The organism is Agromyces sp. MMS24-K17 (genome assembly GCF_043950245.1).
In the GTDB taxonomy this organism is placed as follows: Bacteria; Actinomycetota; Actinomycetes; order Actinomycetales; family Microbacteriaceae; genus Agromyces.
Map to the genome: position 1 here is coordinate 619,471 of NZ_CP171640.1, position 18,318 is coordinate 637,788.

An 18,318-nucleotide genomic window follows, 5' to 3' on the forward strand; every position below is an offset into this window, starting at 1 on the left:
GCGCTCTAGCCCTTCGACGCCGCGGCGGATTAGCCTGAACCCACGAGACTTGGGGGGTCGTCGATGAACGCCAAAGCCACGGGACACTACGTCACGAAGGACGACGAACTCCGGCTCCAGTACGACCGGCTGTTCCACGCGCCGATCGAGGAGGTCTGGTACAGCCTCACCAACCCGGCCGCCACGGCGGCGTGGATCGGCACCTGGACGGGCAGCCCCGGTACGGGCGCGATCATGTTCCGCATGACCGCGGAGGATCCGGATGCCCCGTGGATGAGCGTGTCCGTGCTCGAATGCGAGCCGCCGCACCGCTTCCGCCTGCACTTCGGCATCGGCCACGACGCGCGCAGCCTGCACTGCCATGTCCGCGAGGCCGCCGGCGGGCTCACCACGCTCGTCTTCCAGGAGCGCCTGACCGACACGGCCGCGGTGGGCGAGATCGGCCCCGGGTGGGACTACTACCTCGACCGCCTCGCGGCCGCCCGTTCCGGCCAGCCGATGCCCGACTGGAACGACTACTACCCGTCGCTGAGCGACCACTACCGGGAGCTGCCGGTGCCGCGGACGGCGGGTCGTGCCTGACCCCGTGCGCCGGCGGGGCGGGCGCACCTCGTGAAGGCCGCCGACCGGCTGCGCCGACGGGAGCACGTCGAGCAGCGCCACTCGATGTTCGCCGAGCGCCCGCTCGTGTGGGGCTTCATCGTCACGCTCGGCGTGCTGCTGGCGCTGCTGCTCGCGGTCGCGTTCGTCAACCTGCAGAGCGTCGTGCTGTCGGTGTTCATCGCCGCGTTCGTCGCCCTCGGGCTCGACCCGCTGATCCGCTGGTTCCAGCGGCGCGGGATGAAGCGCGGCGTCGCGATCGTCGTGGTGATCCTGCTGTTCGTGCTCGTCGTCGCGGGCATCATCTGGATCGTCATCCCGCCCGTCGTGGAGCAGGCGACCACGCTCATCCAGAGCATCCCGTCGATGGTCGACAAGCTGCAGGCGTCGGGCTGGTTCGACCAGGCGAACGAGGCCACGAACGGCCTGCTCGACGGCATCGTGCAGGGCCTCGAGCAGGTCGTGACCGACCCGAACCTGTGGGCCACCATCGGCGGCGGGGCGCTGGCGTTCGGGGCATCCGTCATCGCCGCCGTCTCGACCGGCTTCTTCGTCGTGGTGCTGTCGATCTACTTCATCGCCACGCTCGACGCGACGAAGCAGGCCTGCTACTCGCTCGTGAAGGCGTCGCACCGGGCGAGCGTCGAGAGCTACGCCGAGCGGATCATGCAGTCGGTGGGCAAGTACCTCAGCGGCATGGTGATCCTCGCGTTCCTGAACGCGACGTTCTCGACGATCCTGCTGACGCTGGTCGGCGTGCCTTACGCGCTCATCCTCGGCGTCGTGGCGCTGTTCGTCACGCTCATCCCGCTGATCGGTACCGTGCTCACGACGATCCTGATGACGATCGTGTCGCTGTTCGTCTCGCCGACCGCCGCGCTCATCGTGCTGGCCGCGATGCTCGTCTACATGCAGGTGGAGGCGTACATCCTGACGCCGAAGGTGATGGGCAAGGCGGTGCAGGTGCCCGGCACCATCGTGCTGATCTCGGCGCTCGCCGGTGGCACGCTGCTGGGCCTGCTCGGCGCCCTGGTGGCGATCCCGATCTCGGCGGGGATCCTGCTCATCATCCGCGAGATCGTGATCCCGAGGCAGGCGAAGCGGTAGCTCCGCCCGCCCCGGGATGCGGCCTCAGGCGCCTGCCGTGACCGGCTCGGCCTCGCGGTCGCCCGCCGCGTCGCGCCCGCCCGCGGCGTCGGTCGCGGCATCCGCGCCGTGCGTCCCGCCCGTGGCGCCGCCCTTCGCGAGCCGCGGCAGGAACAGCGCCGCGATGAAGCCGGCGACCAGCGCGCCGGCGCCGGTGAGCACCGCGGGCACGGCGGCGTCGACGTAGCCGGTCGGGGTGAGTTCGCCGCCCGCGCCCGTGAACACCGCGGTCAGCACGGCGATGCCGAGGGCGACGCCGAGTTCGCGGAGCGTCGAGTTCGTGCCGGACGCCTTGGCCTGGTCGTCGGCCGGCATGTCCTGGAGCACCGCGGTCGACATCGGCGCGAACACGAGCGCCATGCCGACGCCGGCGAGGAGGAACGGCGCGACGAGCACGGCGTACTCGACGGCCGGGTCGAGCAGCACGGCGATCCAGCCGAGGGCGATCGCCTGCATCGCGAGGCCGGTGAGGATCAGCGGCCTCGTGCCGATGCGGCCGGCGAGGGCGCCCGCGACCGGGGCGACGAACATCGGCGCGAGCGTCCACGGCATGGTCTGCACGCCGGCCTCGAGCGCGCTCGCGCCCTGCACGATCTGGAGGAACTGCGTGAGGATGAACACCGCGCCGAACATGCCGAAGCTGAACGTGAAGCCGACGACGTTCGCCGAGGTGAAGCTCCGCGAGCGGAAGAGGCGGAGCGGCAGGAGCGGGGCCTTCGCCCGCAGCTCCCAGACGAGGAACGCGGCGATGAGCGCGCCGCCCGCGACGAGCGAGCCCACGACCTCGAGGCTGTCCCAGCCCGCGTCGTTGCCGCGGACGATGCCGTAGACCAGGCCGAGCACGCCGAGGCCGGCGAGGGCGACGCCGGGCAGGTCCATGCGGACGCGGGCGCCGAGGGTGTTCGGCAGGGCGATGAGGGCGAGCGGGATCGCGATGATGCCGATCGGGATGTTGAGCCAGAAGATGGCCTGCCAGTTCCAGCCCTCGATGACGGCGCCGCCGACCAGCGGGCCGAGCGCGACGCCGAGGCCGGCGACGCCGCCCCAGATGCCGATGGCGGCCGCGCGGAGGCGGTCGGGCACGGCACCGGCGATGAGCGTGAGGGAGAGCGGCATGACGCCGGCGGCGCCGAGGCCCTGGATCGCCCGGGCGCCGATCACCATCCACGGCTCGGTGCTGAGCGCGGCGAGCGCGCTCGCGGCGGTGAACACGACGATGCCGGCGACGAACACGGTGCGGCGGCCGATGCGGTCGCCGAGCGCGGCCGCGGCGAGGATGAACGTCGCGAACGCGATCGTGTAGGCGTTCACGAACCACTGCAGCTCCTCGATGGAGGCGCCGAGGTCGGCCCGCATGGCGGGCAGGGCGTTGGTGACGATGAGGTTGTCGAGCGTCGCCATGAACATCGGCAGGGATGCCGCGACGATGGCGAGCCACACGGGTGTGCGGCGGACGGCGGTGGACATGCGTGGCTCCTGAGCAGGTCGGCGGGTGGATGCATGTGCATGTGGTAATCGACTGATTACCTCTGACTCGCCACAATGTAGTAATCGACTGATAACATGTCAAGCGTGCCAGTGAAATCGGAGCGCATCCCCGCGACGGAGCGGCGGGAGCAGATCCTCGAAGCCGCGACGCGCGTCTTCGGCGACCTCGGCTACGCCGGCGCCACCACCGACCGCGTCGCGAAGGCCGCCGGCATCAGCCAGCCCTACGTCGTCCGCGTGTTCGGCACCAAGGAGCAGCTCTTCGTCGAGGTGCTGCAACGCACGTCCGACCGCATCCTCGCCGCCTTCGACGCCGCCATCGCGAACGACGACGGCCGCAGCCTCCAGGCGCGCGTCGGCTCCTCGTACGTCGAGCTCGTCGAGACCGACCGGGGCATCCTGCTCGCCCTCATGCAGGGCTTCATCCTCGGCCACGACCCCGTGATCGGCCCCGTCGCCCGCGCCGGGTTCATGCGCTGCTACGACCGCCTCCGCACCGTGTTCGAGCCGGCCGAGGCGATGCAGTTCATGGCCCAGGGCATGCTCATCAACACGCTCATCTCCTCGGGCATGATCACCGAGGTGCAGAAGGAGCGGAACGTCGACGAACTCCTCGCCTGCACGTTCGGCGACAAGCTCGGCCTCGTGCTCGAGGGCCTGACCCGCGAGCCCGCCACGCGGGCCTGAGGCGAGCCCCAGCCGCCGCCGGGAGGCGGCCCCAGCCCTCGCCGGCTACGCCCAGACCGACGGCGCCTCCGCGCGGGTCGGCGGCAGCGCGACGTCCTCGCCCCAGCGGTGGATCCACTCCGGCAGCTCCCCCATGCCCTCGGCGCCGAACGCCTCGACGAGCTCGGGGATCGGCACGATGCCGCCCGACTTCTTCAGGAACCGCCCGCGGATGAGCCCCTGCGCGTAGATCTCCGGCTTCCCGTCGGCGCCGGGACGCACGAACCGCTGCTCGACGTAGACGGCCTTGTCGTCGAACCCCAGCACCTTCGACTCGATCGTGAACCGCTGCCACAGGCTGAGCGACTTCCGGAACGTGATCGTCTCGCTCGCGACCACGGGATACCAGCCCTGGTCGAGCATGGTCTTCCAGATGCCGTTCCGCACGAGCATGTCGAACCGGGCGACGTCCATGATCGAGTAGTAGACGCCGTTGTTCATGTGCCGGTTGATGTCGAGATCGGTCGGCAGCGTGATGAAGCGCGTGCGCGCGACGTCCCAGTGCCCGAGGTCGGGCCTGCGGCGCGAGAGGAACAGCACGTGGAGGAGCGTCCGGAAGAGCATGTGCATAGTGCTCGACTGTACGAGGCATCCGGTGCCCGAGTCGATTCGTTGGCCGCACCCGACAACGAGCGCGGCGGATGCCCCGAGCCCGCGTTGTGCGGACCCGCAGCGCACCACCACACCGGCGGCGCGCTCCGCGCGGCGCCCCGGGCTACTCGACCGGCTCGCGCGCCGGCACCGCACGCTGGTCGACGCCGTCGTACACCGACAGCGGGCGGATCAGCGCGTTCGAGGCGCGCTGCTCCATGACGTGCGCCGTCCAGCCGGTCACGCGCGAGGCCACGAAGATCGGCGTGAACAGCTCGGTGTCGAAGCCGATCAGGTGGTACGCCGGCCCCGACGGGTAGTCGAGGTTCGGGTGGATGCCCTTGCGGGCCGTGAACTCCTCGGCGAGCCCCTCGTAGAGCGCGAGCACGTCGGGCCGGTCGTAGTACTCGACGAGCGTGTCGAGCGCGGCCTTCATCGTGGGCACGCGCGAGTCGCCGTTCTTGTACACGCGGTGGCCGAAGCCCATGATCTTGCGCTTCTCCGCGAGCGCCGTGTCGAGCCAGGCGCTGACGTTCGACGCGTCGCCGATCTCGTCGAACGTGTGCATGACCGCCTCGTTCGCGCCGCCGTGCAGCGGCCCCTTCAGCGCGCCGATCGCGGCGACGACCGCCGAGTGCAGGTCGGCCAGGGTCGAGGTGACCACGCGGGCGGTGAAGGTCGACGCGTTGAACGAGTGCTCGGCGTACAGGATCATCGACACGTCGAACGCGTCGACGACCGGCAGCTCGGGCACCTCGTCGAACGTCATGAAGAGGAAGTTCGCCGAGTAGCCGAGGTCGTCGCGCGGCTCCACCAGCTCGAGGCCGCGACGGCGCCGCTGGTCGTAGGCGACGACCGCGGGGAAGGCCGCGAACAGGCGCTTCGCCTTGCGGAGTTCGGCCTCGGGAGAGTCATCCGCGGTCTCCTCGTCGCGCGCGCCGAGCACGCTCGCCGCCGTGCGGATCACGTCCATCGGATGCGCCGTCGTCGGCAGTTCGTCGATGACGCGCTTCACCACGGGGTCGAGCGCCCGATTCGCCCGTTCGAACTGCTCGAACTCGGCGAGCTGCCGCTCGTCGGGGAGTTCGCCGTGCCACAGCAGGTAGGCGACCTCCTCGAACGTCGCCGCGGCCGCGAGCTCCTGCACGGGGTACCCGCGGTAGAGGAGCGAGTTCGTCTCGGGGTTCACCTTCGAGATCGCGGTCGTGTCGACGGCCACGCCGGCGAGGCCCTTGCGGATCTCAGGCGCCTGGGATGCTTCGCTCATCGTGCTCCTCGTGGGATGGGCCGCAGCGTCGCGGCCGGTGCCCCCCAGCCTAGGCACTGCGGGCGACGGCCGCGCCTCGCGTCACTCCTGCGATCGACGCGTCAGAACAGCCCGGTCGGGATGTCGACCCCGACCAGCGCACCCGGTGCCGCCGTGAACGTCAGCAGGCCCAGCTCGTCGGGGCCGAGCTCGGGCAGACGCTGCGCCAGCTCGAGGAACCGCTCGATCTCCTCCGGCTCGAGCGCCCACTCGGCCAGCGTGCGGAACTTCTGCACGTACTGCTCGCGACCGAACGGCCGGGCGCCCAGCGGGTGCGCGTCGGCGACCGCGATCTCGTCGACGATCTCGCCGCCGTCGGCCAGCTTGATGACCACGCGGCCGCCGAAGGCCTTCTCGGCGATGTCGAGCGAGTGGTACCGGCGGGTCCACTCCTCGTCCTCGACGGTCGTGACCTTCTGCCACAGCGCGACGGTGTCGGGGCGATGCGCCCGCTCCGGCGAGTACGAGTCGGCGTGGTGCCAGGCGCCGTCCTGCAGGGCCACGGTGAAGATGTACGGGATCGAGTGGTCGAGCGTCTCGCGCGAGGCATCCGGATCGTACTTCTGCGGGTCGTTCGCGCCCGAGCCGATGACGTAGTGCGTGTGGTGCGACGTGTGCAGCACGATCGACTCGACCCGCTCGGGGTCGTCGAGGATCAGCGGGTACTCGTCGTGCAGCTTGCGCGCGAGGTCGATCCAGGCCTGCGCCTGGTACTCGGCCGAATGCTCCTTCGTGTACGAGTCGAGGATCGCGCGCTTGGCCTCGCCCGCCTCGGGCAGCGGCACCTCGTAGGATGCCTCGGGCCCGCCGAGGAGCCAGGCGATGACGCCGTCCTCGCCCTCGTAGATCGGCACCGGGCTGGTCTCGCCGCGCATCGCGCGGTCGACCGACTCGACGGCCATCTTCCCGGCGAAGGCCGGCGCGTGCGCCTTCCACGTCGAGATCTCGCCCTTCCGCGACTGGCGGGTCGCGGTGGTCGTGTGCAGCGCCTGCCCGATGGCCTGGAAGATCGTCTCCTGGTCGAGGCCGAGCAGCGTGCCGATGCCCGCCGCGGCCGACGGGCCGAGGTGCGCCACGTGGTCGATCTTGTGCTGGTGCAGCGAGATCGCCTTCACGAGGTCGATCTGCACCTCGTAGCCGGTCGCGATGCCGCGCACGAGGTCGCGCCCGCTCAGGCCCCGCACGGCGGCGAGGTGCTGGGCGACGGCCACGATCGGCGGGATGTTGTCGCCCGGGTGCGAGTACTCGGCAGCGAGGAACGTGTCGTGGAAGTCGAGCTCGCGCACCGCGACGCCGTTCGCCCACGCCGCCCACTCCGGGCTCGTGCGGCGCGCGCCGTCGGCGCCGAACACGGTGGCGCCGTCGCCGCCGATCGACACCGGGTGCGACAGGGCCTGGCTGCGCGCCGAGACCACCGGCTTCCGGGCCAGCGACGCCGCGGCCACCGCCGCGTTGTCGATGACGCGATTCACGACCATGTCGACGACGTCGTCGTCGAGTTCGACGGGATCGGTCGCGACGGCGGCGAGCTGCCAGGCCAGCTGGCCCTCGCGCTCGAGGTGCTCGTCACTCCGGTGGGTGCGCAGGTGGTGGCTCTTCACCCGCCCCACGCTAGCGAACCGCGGGCCGGATGTCCCGGCCGATGTCCGGCGGCCGTCGTGGACGGATGTCCCGCCCGACCGGCCCTCGCCCCCGGATCCCGTGGGACGATGGAAGGACATGACTTCCATCGACACCGACCTCGTCGGCGGTCGCACCGTCGCCGACATCCGCGCGGACTTCCCCGCGTTCGACGCCGCGCCCGGCACCGCCGGCCGCGTCGACACCGCCTACCTCGACTCCGCCGCCACCTCGCAGCGCCCCCGCCGGGTGCTCGACGCCGAACGCGACTACCTCGAGCACCACCTCGCCGCCGTGCACCGCGGGGCGAGCGCCGCCGTCGGCGAATCGACGAGCCTGTTCGAGGGCGCCCGCGAGACCGTCGCCCGCTTCGTCGGCGCCGGCGACCGCGAACTCGTCTGGGCCGAGAACGCCACCGACGCGCTGAACATCGTCGCCCTCGGCATGGCCGACGCGAGCGCCGGGCTCGGCGGGCGCGAGGCATCCGCCTTCGCCCTGCAGCCCGGCGACGAGATCGTCGTCACCGAGGCGGAGCACCACGCCAACCTCATCCCGTGGCAGCGGCTCGCCGCGAAGACCGGCGCCCGCCTCGTGCCGGTGCGGGTCGACGAGCACGGCCTCTGGTTGATCGACGCGATGGCCGAGGCGATCACCGAGCGCACGCGCGTCGTCGCGTTCGCCGAGGTGTCGAACGTGACCGGGTACCTCGCGCCGGTCGCCGACGTCGTCGACCTCGCGCATCGCCGCGGCGCGCTCGTCGTGCTCGACGCCTGCCAGTCGGTGCCGCACCGCCCGGTCGACTTCACCGCCGTCGGCGTCGACTTCGCCGCGTTCAGCGGTCACAAGATGCTGGGGCCGAACGGCATCGGCGCCCTGTTCGGCCGAGCCGAGCTGCTCGACGCGCTGCCTCCGGCCCGCACCGGCGGGTCGACCATCACGAAGGTGACGCTCGAGTCGGCGGAGTTCCTGCCGTCGCCGCAGCGCTTCGAGGCGGGCACGCAGCCGGTCTCGCAGGTCGTCGCCCTCGGCGAGGCGGTGCGCTACCTCGATGAGATCGGCATGGACGCGGTCGCCGCGCACGAGACCGCGTTCGCCGAGCGGGTGCTCGACGGCGTCGCCGGGCTGCCCGGGGTCCGGGTGCTCGGCCCGCAGGCGGGCGCGCCCCGCGCCGGCCTCGTCAGCGTCGCCGTCGACGGCGTGCACGCGCACGACGTCGGCCAGGTGCTCGACGAGCAGGGCGTCGTGGTGCGCGTCGGCCACCACTGCGCGCAGCCGCTGCACCGCGCGCTCGGCATCACCGCGTCGACCCGGGCGAGCTCGCACGTGTACACGACCTCGGCCGAGGCCGACCGGTTCGTGGAGGCGCTGGCCGGCGTGCGGTCGTACTTCGGCGTCGTCGAGGCGGTGGGCGCATGAGCGGCCTCGAGAGCCTGTACCAGCAGCTCATCCTCGACCACTCGAAGCAGCGGCACGGCGAGGGCGACCTCCCCGATGCGGATGCCTCGCACCACGAGCTCAACCCCACCTGCGGCGACGAGGTGACCCTCGCCGTCCGGCTCGACGGGTCGCACGAGCACGTCGACGCGATCGCGTGGCACGGCGACGGCTGCAGCATCTCGATGGCCTCGACGTCGGTGCTGGTCGACCTCGTCACCGGCCTCGAGGTCGACGACGCGCTCGCACGCGCCGAGGAGTTCCGCGCGATGATGCGGTCGAAGGGCGTCGGCGAGCCCGACGAGGACCTGCTCGGCGACGCGGTCGCGTTCCAGGGCGTCTCGAAGTACGTGATGCGCGTGAAGTGCGCCATGCTGCCCTGGGTCGCCCTCGAGGCGAGTGTGCGCAAGGCGCTGACCGCGGAGTAGGCGGAGGCGCTACGGCCAGACGGGCGGGAAGCGCTGCTCGTCGAGCACGCGGGCGGCGAGGCCGTCGGGCACGTCCGCGAGCGACGCCGGGTTCCACCTGGGATCGCGGTCCTTGTCGATCACCTGCGCCCGGATGCCCTCGCGCAGGTCGTGCTGCTCCATGAACCACGTCACGGCGCGGAACTCCTGCTCCAGCGCCGCCTCGAGGCTCGGCAGGGTGCGCGCTCGGCGGACGGCCTCGAGCGTGACCGTGAGCGCGGTCGGCGACAGCGCCTCGAGCTCGTCGGCGGCGGCCGCCGCGTGGGCGCGCGCGGCCGGGTCGAGCGGATGCGTCGGCAGCGCCGAGCGCGGCACGTCGAGTGCGGCATCGGCGGCGGCATCCGACGCGCCCGGGGCATCCGCTCGCCCGTCGGCGAAGGCGCGCAGCCGCGCCACGATCGCTTCGACCGTGGGCGCCGAGTAGCAGGCGTCGACCCAGTCGCGCGCGAGCGCGAGCGCCGACGGGCCGGGGGTCTGGTCGAAGAGCAGCACGATCTCCGACGGCGTGCCCGGGTCGGCGCGCTCGGCGAGGGCCTGCAGCAGGTGCGGCAGGTGCTCCGAGGGCACGTAGGCGTCGGCGAAGCCGGCGTGCATCGCGTCGGCGCCGTCCATCGTGCGGGCGTTGAGCGCGAGGTGCACGCCGAGTTCGCCGGGCGCCCGCGCGAGCAGCCAGGTGCCGCCGACGTCGGGCGTGAAGCCGATGCGGGTCTCCGGCATGGCGAGCCGCGACCGCTCGGTGACGACGCGGATCGACGCGTGCCCCGCGAGGCCGATGCCGCCGCCCATGGCGATGCCGTCCATGATCGCGACGACGGGCTTCGGGTAGCGGGCGATCAGCGCGTCGAGCCGGTACTCGGCGCGGAAGAACCGATGCGCCTCCTCGTACCGTCCGTCGGCGGCGAAGGCGTGCAGCTCGCGGATGTCGCCGCCCGCGCAGAAGCCGCGGTCGCCGGCGCCGTCGAGCACGACGACGCCGACCTCGCTGTCGTCGCGCCACGATTCGAGCACCTCGGCGAGGGCGACGACCATGTCGTAGGTGAGCGCGTTGAGCGCGCTCGGGCGATCGAGGGTGAGGTGGCCGACGCCATCGGCGACGGTCGCTTGGATGCTGGCGCTCACGGATGCCACGCTAGCGCGCGTAGGATGCTCGGATGGTCCCCGCGGAGAACCTCTGGGCGTTCGTCGTGGCCGCAGCGATCCTCATCGCCATCCCCGGCCCGAGCGTGCTCTTCTCGGTCGGCCGCGCGCTCGTGCTCGGGCGGGTCGGCGGCCTGCTCAGCGTGCTCGGGAACGCGCTCGGCCTGCTGCCGATCATCGTCGCCGTCGCGTTCGGCGTCGGGGCGTTCGTCGCGCAGTCGGTGGTGCTGTTCACGATCCTGAAGATCGCCGGTGCGCTGTACCTGGCGTACCTGGGCATCCAGGCGATCCGGCACCGCGGCGACGCCTCGGCGGCGCTGACGGCACCCGTCACCCGGCGCTCGCGCTGGCGGCAACTGGGCCAGGGCTTCGTCGTCGGCGTGACCAACCCCAAGACGATCGCGTTCTTCGTCGCGGTGCTGCCGCAGTTCGTCTCGCTCGAGGCCGGTTCGGCCACCCTCCAGCTGCTGGAGCTCGGCTTCGTGTTCTTCCTACTCGCCCTCATCGGCGACAGCACCTGGGCGCTCGCGGCCGGCTCCGCCCGCGACTGGTTCGTGAAGTCGCCGAAGCGCGCCGAGCGCCTCGCCGGCACGGGCGGCGCCATGATGATCGGCCTCGGCGGCGTGCTCGCCCTCTCGGGCGCCTCGCACTGACGACCGCCCCCACCCGCGCGTCCACTCCTCCCCCGGCTCGCGCGACGCGAGCGCTCGGATGCCTCGTCCGTCGTCGACCCTTCCCGATCGCTCGGCCGGGCAGGGTCGGGGGATGCATCCGTTCGAAGTGCTCGCGGAGCCGGTGCGCCGGCGCATCGTCGAGGTGCTCGCCGTCGGCGAGCACCCGGTCGGCATCGTCAACGACGTGATCGCGATGGAGTTCAAGGTCTCCCGGTCGGCGGTGTCGCACCACCTGCGGATCCTGCGGAACGAAGGCGTCGTGATCGTCGAGCCAGATGAGCAGACCCGCCTGTACCGACTCGACGACGAGTTCATCGACCGCCTCGACCAGGCCGTCGCCGACCTCCACCTCCTCCACGACCACCGCTACGGTTCCCGCCTCCGCCACGAGCCCCCTCGCCCGCCCGGTCTTCTCCCCTCCCCGCGGCCTACGTCGGCCACCGCCACCGCCGTGCATCGCGCCGGCCGCAAGGGGCAGCGCGGCCGCACGCCATTCGAGCACCGACCGCCCGAGGACCCGCGCTCACCCCGCCGCTGACCCGAACCGGATGCGCGGCGCACGCGCCCGCGCGCCGAGCGTGCCCGGAACCGTTTGCCGCTCCGCGAATGCCCATTCCCCCTCAGCGCTGAGGGGGAATCGGCACACGTCGGTCGGAAAGATCTCGCCGGCGCTCCCGAGCGGACGACGTCGGTTCTAGCTGGCCGTGGGTACGCGGGTCGTGCACGGCGCGCGCCCACACTTGGCGGTCGAGGGGCGGCCAGTGGACACATGAGGTCGGGTGCCGGGTCTCGATTCGGCCGCGCCGCTCCCGTCGACGTCGAGCCAGCGAGACAGCGAGACAGCGAGACAGCGAGACAGCGAGACAGCGATCAGGCGTCGGCGGGGTGCACCGCCGTCCCGACGAGGATGCCCCGCGCGAGCGTGTGGCGGAAGCTGCGGCCGCCGAGGACGGCGGGCGTGGCATCCGGGTCGAGGTCGAGGCGCGGCACGTCGAGCGCCGTGACGACGAAGAAGTAGCGGTGCACGCCCGAGCCGGGTGGCGGCGCCGAGCCGGCGTAGCGGTGCTCGCCGGTCTCGTTGCCGAGCACGAGGGCACCGGGCGGGAGCCGGAACCCGCCCGCCTCGCCGGCGCCCCGAGGCAGGCTCGTCACGTCGGCCGGGATGTTCGCCACGGCCCAGTGCCACCAGCCCGACACCGACGGGGCATCCGGGTCGTAGCAGGTGACCGTGAAGCTCGCCGTGCCCGCCGGGAAGCCCGACCAGGACAGCTGCGGCGACCGGTCGCCGGCGCCCTCGCCGGATGCGCGAAGCGGCAGCGGGAGCGGCTCGCCGTCGGCGAAGTCGGTGCTCGTCAGGTCGAACCGGCCGACCGGCCGGAGCGCCTGCAGCGCCGCGTACGGATCCACCTCGAGCATGATCGGCTCCCTCCGCGCGGCCCCGTCGCCGCCCACCCTCAGGCTATGGGCATCCGCTCGGCTCCCGCACGTAGGATCGGCGCCGTGCCACTCGCCAAGATCCTGCTGTACTACGTGTTCACGCCGCTCGCCGACCCCGAGGCGATCCGGCTGTGGCAGCGCGACCTGGCCGACTCGCTCGGGCTGCGCGGGCGGATCCTCATCTCGAACGACGGGCTGAACGGCACGCTCGGCGGCGACATGCAGGCGCTCAAGCGGTACGTGCGCCGCACGAAGGACTACGCGCCGTTCAAGGGGATCGACTTCAAGTGGAGCGAGGGCACGGGGCTCGACGCATCCGGCCTGAGCCTCGACTTCCCCAAGCTGAGCGTGAAGGTGCGCGACGAGGTCGTCTCCTTCGGCGCACCCGGCGAGCTGCGCGTCGACGCGACCGGCGTGGTCGGCGGCGGCGAGAAGCTCACCCCCGAGGCACTGCACGCGCTCGTCGCCGAACGCGGCGACGACGTCGTGTTCTTCGACGGGCGCAACGCGCTCGAGGCGGAGATCGGCCGGTTCCGCGACGCGGTGGTGCCCGACGTCGAGACGACCCGCGACTTCGTCGCCGAGCTCGACAGCGGCCGCTACGACGACCTCAAGGGGCGCCCCGTCGTCACGTACTGCACGGGCGGCATCCGCTGCGAGGTGCTGTCGAGCCTGATGCGCGAGCGCGGATTCGGCGAGGTGTACCAGCTCGACGGCGGCATCGTCCGCTACGGCGAGCGCTTCGGCGACGACGGCCTCTGGGAGGGGTCGCTGTACGTCTTCGACGGGCGCGGCTCGGTCGACTTCAGCGACCACGCCGCGGTGATCGGCGCGTGCGCCGGCTGCGGCGCCCCGACGAAGCGCACCGCGAACTGCCCGGATGCCTCGTGCCGCACGCAGGCCGTCGTGTGCGCGTCGTGCGACGCGGTGGCCTGCGAGGTGCACGCCGCCGCCTGACGCGGGCTCGCTCGCCCTCGCCCGCCGCGCCCTGATCTTCGGCGCCCTCGTCCGCGGCGCCGCTCAGCGTGCGTACGTGGCGAGCAGCGATGCCCCGACGTCGTCGACCGGTGCGCCCCGGTTCGACAGCACGATGACCGCGACGCCGGCGGTGCGGTCGATGCGGAGCGTGCTGCCGAATCCGGCCGTCACGCCGCCGTGCTCGACGAGCTCGTGCCCGTCGGCCGTGGCCTCGGCGCCCCAGAAGTACCCCATCTCCGACCCCTCGGGGCCGGGTCGCCGCACGAGCGCCGCGCTGTCGGCGAGCGGCCCGTCGAGCACCGCCTGCGCGTAGTGCACGAGGTCGCCGAGGCGCGCGGTGATGCCGCCCGCGGGAGCGTACGCGCCGAGGGTCGAGGGCTCCGCCGTGCCGCCGTCGGCGAGCAGGCCGGTCGCGAGGCCGGTGGGCACCTCGTCGTCCTCGACCGGGAGCCGTGCGCCCTGCATGTCGGCGGGCTCGAAGATGCGGTCGATGAGGAGCGAGCGATAGTCGGTGCCCGCGGCCGCCGCGAGCGCCTGCCCGGCGAGCGACGCACCCATGTTGGAGTACTGCGGCGGGGAGCCGGCGGGCAGCGGTTCGGCCGCCGCCTCGGCGAGCAGCTCGGGGACGGACTCGTCGATGACGTCGATCCCGCGCACGAAGTCCGCCTCGACCCGCTCGCGCCACGCGGGGTCGCTCGGGAAGGTGGGCAGGCCCGAGCTGTGCGTCGACAGCTGGTCGAAGGTGACGGATGCCGCGGGCGAATCCCCGAGGTCGAGGTACTCGCCGACCGGGTCGTCGAGCGCGACCTCGCCGCGCTCGATCGCCTCGGCGAGGAGCATGCCGGTGAACGTCTTCGTGATCGAGCCGATCTCGAACGCGGTGTCGGGGTCGGCCGACATGAACCCCATGCGCACCTCGTCGCCGTCGACCACCGCGACGGCGACCTGGGCGTTCGCGTAGGTGAAGCTCCGCCGCACCTGGTCGAGCAGTTCGTCGTCGCCGGATTCGGCGGCGACGCGCTGCGCCGGGTCGGCCGGCGAACCGCCCGACGACGGGCCGGAGCCGATCGATGCGGTGCATCCGGCGAGGAGCAGGGCGGCGAGCGAGCCGGTCGCGACGGCGATGATCCGGGCGGCGCGGGCACGCCGGGCGGGCAGGAGGGGGTCGGGCATGGCTCGCACGCTACGCCCGGGCTCCCCGGCGCGCATCGGTGCCCGCCCTGAGCGGGCGAGCCCCCGGTTTGTCGAGTCGCCGGTTCCGTCGCGCGTACGACCGCGCCGACCGGCTCGACAGCGCGAGCATGACGAGGATGTCGAGCGCGAGCGTGACGAGGGTCTCGTCGAGCGTGATGGTCTGCTCCCCCACCCACCAGGCGATGAAGGTCGCGCTGATGCTGATCGTCGCGAACACCATCACGAGGATGCGCGGCCAGTTCGAGCCGAGGTAGATGAGCACCGCGAGGGCGAGCTCGAAGACGAGCACCATGCCGCCCCCGATGAGCACGATGGCGAGCGCGAGGTCGCTCGCCGAGCCGACGTCCTCCGCGTCGAGGTCGACGTCGAACCCCTCGAGCTCGCCCGCGATCACCGACCGCCACTGGATGGCGAGCGCGACCAGCCACGCCACCCCGGCGAGCACGCGCAGGAGCACGAGCACCGCCCCGACGACCGTCGTCGTCGGCCTCCGCATCGCCGGGTCGCGCGGCACCGGCCGGGCGAGGTCGCCCGGGGACTCGTACGCGCGCCGCTTGCCGACGTCGGTCATCCGGCCGCCACCGCCCGCAGGTCGACGATCGGCAGGTCGCCGTCGGTGGTGATCGTGTCGCCGCCGCCGTTGCGGGAGTGGTAGCCCGCACTGAACCCCTCGATCGTGCGGACCTCGACCGAGGCATCCGCGTCGCGCAGCGTCTGCACCAGGTGGTCGCGCTCGATGTCGGTGTTCGCATCGATCTTGTGCGTGACCTGCAGGGTGAACAGCGAGAACCCGACGGCTCGGTCGAACGTGCCGGCCGCGAGCCAGTCGACCCGTGCCCCGCCGGGCAGCAGCCAGCCGTCCGGCGTGCGCCAGAACCGCACGTGGTGGCGCTTGGCCGGGTTGCCCTCGACCTCCTGCTGGTACGCGAAGTCCTGCTGCCGGCCGAAGAGGAACAGCGGACTCACGGGCGCCTCGTCGTAGCTGCGGCGCGTGAGCGTGGTCGCGATGATCCGCCAGCTCGAGCCCGGGGTGAGGTCGTCGGCGCGCGTCCACCCGGCCTCGAGGAGCGCCGCGTGCAGCTGCGCCTCCTCACCGAGGAGCGCGACGTTCACCGGGTCGCCGAGCAGGCCGTCGCTGGTGCGCGTGCGGCCCATGAAGTAGTCGGGCACGTAGATCGTGGTGAGGATCCGGTGCAGCCGCGGCAGCACCAGGTACGCGAGCAGCGCCCAGAAGGCGAGGAACAGCAGGATGCCCCACCAGCCGAACGCGAACGACTCGCTGAGCAGCAGGTACGCGAGCCACAGCGCGGCGAGCCCGGCGAACACGAAGAAGAAGCCGTCGAGCACGGCGTTGAACGAGAACCGCGGCGGGCGCGGTGCTCGCGTGCGGACCCCCGTCGCCGCCGGCATGCCGCCAGACTAGCCGGACGTGCGCCGGTCACCGGCGGTGTCGCGGGCGATCGCGGTCACGGCGAGGGCGAGCTCGTCGCCGGTCGGCACGGAGCCGTCGGGGCTCAGGAGCCACAGGATGCCGAGGCTCTGCACCAGGGCGAAGTCGAGTTTCGCGACGGCGTCGACCTCCGCGTCGGTGAGCTCGGGGCGCGTCGCCCGGAGGTTCTCGGCCATGCCGAGGTACCCGGCGGCGGTCGCGGCGTGCAGGTGCGCGGCCGCCTCCGGGTCGCGCAGGACCCGGACGGTGTTCTCGAGGCTGGCCAGCAGCGCCTCGCGGTTCGCGGCGAAGACCTCGGGCATGCGGTTCCACATGGCGGCGAAGCCGTCGAGGAGCGGACGGTCGCGGCCGGCGAGCACGAGCTCCTCGATCTGTTCGCCGAGGTCGGTGCCGAGCGCCTCGACCAGTGCCTCCGTGATGAGGCGGTCCTTCGAGCCGAAGTGGTACCCGATGGCGGCGAGGCTGACCCCCGCCTCCGTCGCGATATCGCGAGCAGTCGCCTTCGCGACGCCCCGCTCCACGATCACGCGGCGAGCGCCGGCCAGGAGGTCCTCTCGATTGCCCACGGCGACATGGTAGCCCATATGTCTCAGACATATGTATTGGACAAATGTCTTACCAGGGAGTAAGACAGACGTGTCAGACGATCGTCTAACACCCGTCGGGCGGATGCCCCGCCCAGTCGCCGAGGAAGAGGAACGACCCCATGGACACCACCGAATCCACCGCACCCACCGGCCCTGCCGGCTCCGCTCCGCATGTGCTCATCTCGGGCGGCGGCATCGCCGGCACCGCGCTCGCGCTCCAACTCGTGCGCCGCGGCATCCGCACCACCGTCGTCGAGCGCGCCGACGCGCCCCGCCCAGGCGGCCAGGCCGTCGACCTGCGGGGCGCGAGCCGCGAGGTCGCCGAGGCGATGGGCCTGATGCCCGGCATCGAGCACCACCGGCTGCACGAGATCGGCCTCGCCTACGTCGACGGCACGGGACGCGTCTTCGGCCGCATGTCGATGGCGGACTTCGACGGGCAGGGCGCGGTCGCCGAGATCGAGATCGCGCGCGGCGACCTGAACGACGTGCTGCTCCGCGAACTGGCCGACGCCGCCGACGCCGATCCGTCCCTGCTCGAGCTCCGGTACGGCGACCACCTCGTCGCGCTCGCACAGGACGCGACCGGCGTGACGGCCGATTTCGCCTCCGGCGCCTCGGAGCGATTCGACGTCGTCGTCGGTGCCGACGGCGTGCACTCGGCGACGCGGCGGCTCGCCTTCGGGCCCGAAGAGGACTACGCGACCTTCCTCGGCGGCTACGCCGCCTTCTTCACCATGCCGACGCCCGGCGACCTCGAGCCCGGCTGGTTCGCGATGCGCTTCGTGCCGGGCGCGACGCTGGGGATCCGCCCCGACGCCGACCCGGCGACCTCGAAGGCGATGCTCACGTTCCGCATCCCGCGCGACCCGGCGCTGCGGGGCGATCGGGCGGCGCAGGAGGCGCTCGCCGCCCGCCTCCTGGCCGACACCGGATGGCACGCCCCGACCGTGCTCGCGGCCATGCGCGAGGCATCCGACCTGTACTTCGACGAACTGGTGCGCATCGACGTGCCCGACGTCGCGAACGGGCGCGTCGTACTCATCGGCGACGCGGGCTCGAGCGGTTCGCCGCTGTCGGGGATGGGCACGGCGACGGCCCTCATCGGCGCGCACCTCCTCGCCGCACGCCTCGCCGAGTCGCCCGACGACGTGCCCGGCGCGCTCGCGCGGTACTCGGCCGACATCACGCCGTTCGCCGAGCGCGGCCGGCGCATCCCGGGCGGCGGCATCGAGCGGATGGTGCCGGCGACCCGCTTCGGCGCAGCGATGTCGCGGGCGTTCACCGGCCTCGCCCTCTCCCGCCCGTTCCGCCCCCTCGTGCGGCGCCTGTTCACGGCCGGCACGGGCGACGATCCGGCGCTGCCCCAGGTGCCGGCGCGCGAGGTGCGGGCGCGGCGCGAGGTGCCCGCGCCCGGCGAGGTGCCCGCGCCCGGCGAGGTGCCGGCCGGATAGCCCCCACCCGCGCCGGGATCCGTATGCTC

Annotated in this window: 19 protein-coding genes; 9 read left to right on the forward strand and 10 right to left on the reverse strand. The window is 72.5% G+C overall.

Going from position 1 to position 18,318, the window contains the following annotated elements; all coding sequences use genetic code 11:
* Positions 1-63: 63 nt before the first annotated feature.
* Together ACGGZK_RS02685 and ACGGZK_RS02690 are read left to right on the forward strand one after the other, a co-directional pair.
* Positions 64-582: an SRPBCC domain-containing protein gene (locus ACGGZK_RS02685; protein WP_395244721.1), complete on the forward strand. Its 519-nt coding sequence runs from the start codon at positions 64-66 to the stop codon at positions 580-582.
* Positions 583-612: 30 nt separating this feature from the next.
* Complete coding sequence (locus ACGGZK_RS02690) at positions 613-1,707, forward strand: AI-2E family transporter (RefSeq protein WP_395244722.1); 1,095 nt, start codon at positions 613-615, stop codon at positions 1,705-1,707.
* Positions 1,708-1,731: 24 nt separating this feature from the next.
* Here the strand turns inward: ACGGZK_RS02690 and ACGGZK_RS02695 are convergent, their stop codons facing one another.
* Positions 1,732-3,213, reverse strand: a complete 1,482-nt coding sequence (locus tag ACGGZK_RS02695; RefSeq protein WP_395244723.1) for a DHA2 family efflux MFS transporter permease subunit — start codon at positions 3,211-3,213, stop codon at positions 1,732-1,734.
* A gap of 105 nt (positions 3,214-3,318) precedes the next feature.
* Here ACGGZK_RS02695 and ACGGZK_RS02700 point away from each other — a divergent pair, with 105 nt between their 5' ends.
* Positions 3,319-3,921 (forward strand): TetR/AcrR family transcriptional regulator, encoded by a 603-nt coding sequence (locus ACGGZK_RS02700; protein ID WP_395244724.1) that lies wholly within the window; start codon positions 3,319-3,321, stop codon positions 3,919-3,921.
* 45 nt (positions 3,922-3,966) lie between these two features.
* On the opposite strand, the gene ACGGZK_RS02705 is transcribed toward ACGGZK_RS02700, so the two are convergent.
* The 3 genes from ACGGZK_RS02705 to ACGGZK_RS02715 form a co-directional block, all read right to left on the reverse strand.
* Positions 3,967-4,530, reverse strand: a complete 564-nt coding sequence (locus ACGGZK_RS02705; protein WP_395244725.1) for an acyl-CoA thioesterase — start codon at positions 4,528-4,530, stop codon at positions 3,967-3,969.
* A gap of 145 nt (positions 4,531-4,675) precedes the next feature.
* On the reverse strand, positions 4,676-5,818 hold the full coding sequence (locus ACGGZK_RS02710) for a bifunctional 2-methylcitrate synthase/citrate synthase (RefSeq protein WP_395244726.1): 1,143 nt from the start codon (positions 5,816-5,818) through the stop codon (positions 4,676-4,678).
* A 101-nt stretch (positions 5,819-5,919) separates the two neighbouring features.
* Positions 5,920-7,458 carry an MmgE/PrpD family protein gene (locus tag ACGGZK_RS02715; protein ID WP_395244727.1) on the reverse strand — a complete coding sequence of 513 codons (1,539 nt, stop codon included), beginning with the start codon at positions 7,456-7,458 and terminating at the stop codon, positions 5,920-5,922.
* 118 nt (positions 7,459-7,576) lie between these two features.
* On the opposite strand from ACGGZK_RS02715, the gene ACGGZK_RS02720 reads away from it, so the two are divergent.
* Positions 7,577-8,893: an aminotransferase class V-fold PLP-dependent enzyme gene (locus ACGGZK_RS02720; RefSeq protein ID WP_395244728.1), complete on the forward strand. Its 1,317-nt coding sequence runs from the start codon at positions 7,577-7,579 to the stop codon at positions 8,891-8,893.
* Positions 8,890-9,339, forward strand: coding sequence for a Fe-S cluster assembly sulfur transfer protein SufU (gene sufU / locus ACGGZK_RS02725; RefSeq protein WP_395244729.1), 450 nt, complete (start codon positions 8,890-8,892; stop codon positions 9,337-9,339). Before ACGGZK_RS02720 ends, sufU begins: the two co-directional genes overlap by 4 nt.
* A 9-nt stretch (positions 9,340-9,348) precedes the next feature.
* On the opposite strand, the gene ACGGZK_RS02730 is transcribed toward sufU, so the two are convergent.
* Positions 9,349-10,497 (reverse strand): enoyl-CoA hydratase/isomerase family protein, encoded by a 1,149-nt coding sequence (locus ACGGZK_RS02730; protein ID WP_395244730.1) that lies wholly within the window; start codon positions 10,495-10,497, stop codon positions 9,349-9,351.
* 32 nt (positions 10,498-10,529) lie between these two features.
* On the opposite strand from ACGGZK_RS02730, the gene ACGGZK_RS02735 reads away from it, so the two are divergent.
* A complete protein-coding gene (locus tag ACGGZK_RS02735; protein WP_395244731.1) occupies positions 10,530-11,168 on the forward strand; it encodes a LysE family translocator in 639 nt (212 codons plus the stop codon).
* A 112-nt stretch (positions 11,169-11,280) separates the two neighbouring features.
* Complete coding sequence (locus ACGGZK_RS02740) at positions 11,281-11,727, forward strand: ArsR/SmtB family transcription factor (RefSeq protein WP_395244732.1); 447 nt, start codon at positions 11,281-11,283, stop codon at positions 11,725-11,727.
* Positions 11,728-12,059: 332 nt separating this feature from the next.
* On the opposite strand, the gene ACGGZK_RS02745 is transcribed toward ACGGZK_RS02740, so the two are convergent.
* Complete coding sequence (locus tag ACGGZK_RS02745) at positions 12,060-12,605, reverse strand: YbhB/YbcL family Raf kinase inhibitor-like protein (RefSeq protein WP_395244733.1); 546 nt, start codon at positions 12,603-12,605, stop codon at positions 12,060-12,062.
* Positions 12,606-12,689: 84 nt separating this feature from the next.
* Here ACGGZK_RS02745 and ACGGZK_RS02750 point away from each other — a divergent pair, with 84 nt between their 5' ends.
* Positions 12,690-13,583, forward strand: coding sequence for a rhodanese-related sulfurtransferase (locus ACGGZK_RS02750; RefSeq protein WP_395244734.1), 894 nt, complete (start codon positions 12,690-12,692; stop codon positions 13,581-13,583).
* A 63-nt stretch (positions 13,584-13,646) separates the two neighbouring features.
* Here the strand turns inward: ACGGZK_RS02750 and ACGGZK_RS02755 are convergent, their stop codons facing one another.
* Genes ACGGZK_RS02755 through ACGGZK_RS02770 form a run of 4 tightly spaced genes read right to left on the reverse strand, consistent with a single transcriptional unit; the run spans position 13,647 to position 16,814 of the window.
* The gene (locus ACGGZK_RS02755; protein WP_395244735.1) at positions 13,647-14,813 is read right to left on the reverse strand and encodes a serine hydrolase domain-containing protein; all 1,167 of its coding nucleotides are present in this window, start codon (positions 14,811-14,813) and stop codon (positions 13,647-13,649) included.
* Positions 14,788-15,369, reverse strand: a complete 582-nt coding sequence (locus tag ACGGZK_RS02760; protein WP_395244736.1) for a hypothetical protein — start codon at positions 15,367-15,369, stop codon at positions 14,788-14,790. Before ACGGZK_RS02760 ends, ACGGZK_RS02755 begins: the two co-directional genes overlap by 26 nt.
* Positions 15,366-16,208 (reverse strand): LssY C-terminal domain-containing protein, encoded by an 843-nt coding sequence (locus ACGGZK_RS02765; RefSeq protein WP_395244737.1) that lies wholly within the window; start codon positions 16,206-16,208, stop codon positions 15,366-15,368. Before ACGGZK_RS02765 ends, ACGGZK_RS02760 begins: the two co-directional genes overlap by 4 nt.
* 9 nt (positions 16,209-16,217) lie before the next feature.
* Positions 16,218-16,814 (reverse strand): TetR/AcrR family transcriptional regulator, encoded by a 597-nt coding sequence (locus tag ACGGZK_RS02770; RefSeq protein ID WP_395244738.1) that lies wholly within the window; start codon positions 16,812-16,814, stop codon positions 16,218-16,220.
* A gap of 140 nt (positions 16,815-16,954) precedes the next feature.
* Here ACGGZK_RS02770 and ACGGZK_RS02775 point away from each other — a divergent pair, with 140 nt between their 5' ends.
* Positions 16,955-18,289, forward strand: coding sequence for an FAD-dependent monooxygenase (locus ACGGZK_RS02775; RefSeq protein ID WP_395244739.1), 1,335 nt, complete (start codon positions 16,955-16,957; stop codon positions 18,287-18,289).
* Positions 18,290-18,318 lie beyond the last annotated feature (29 nt).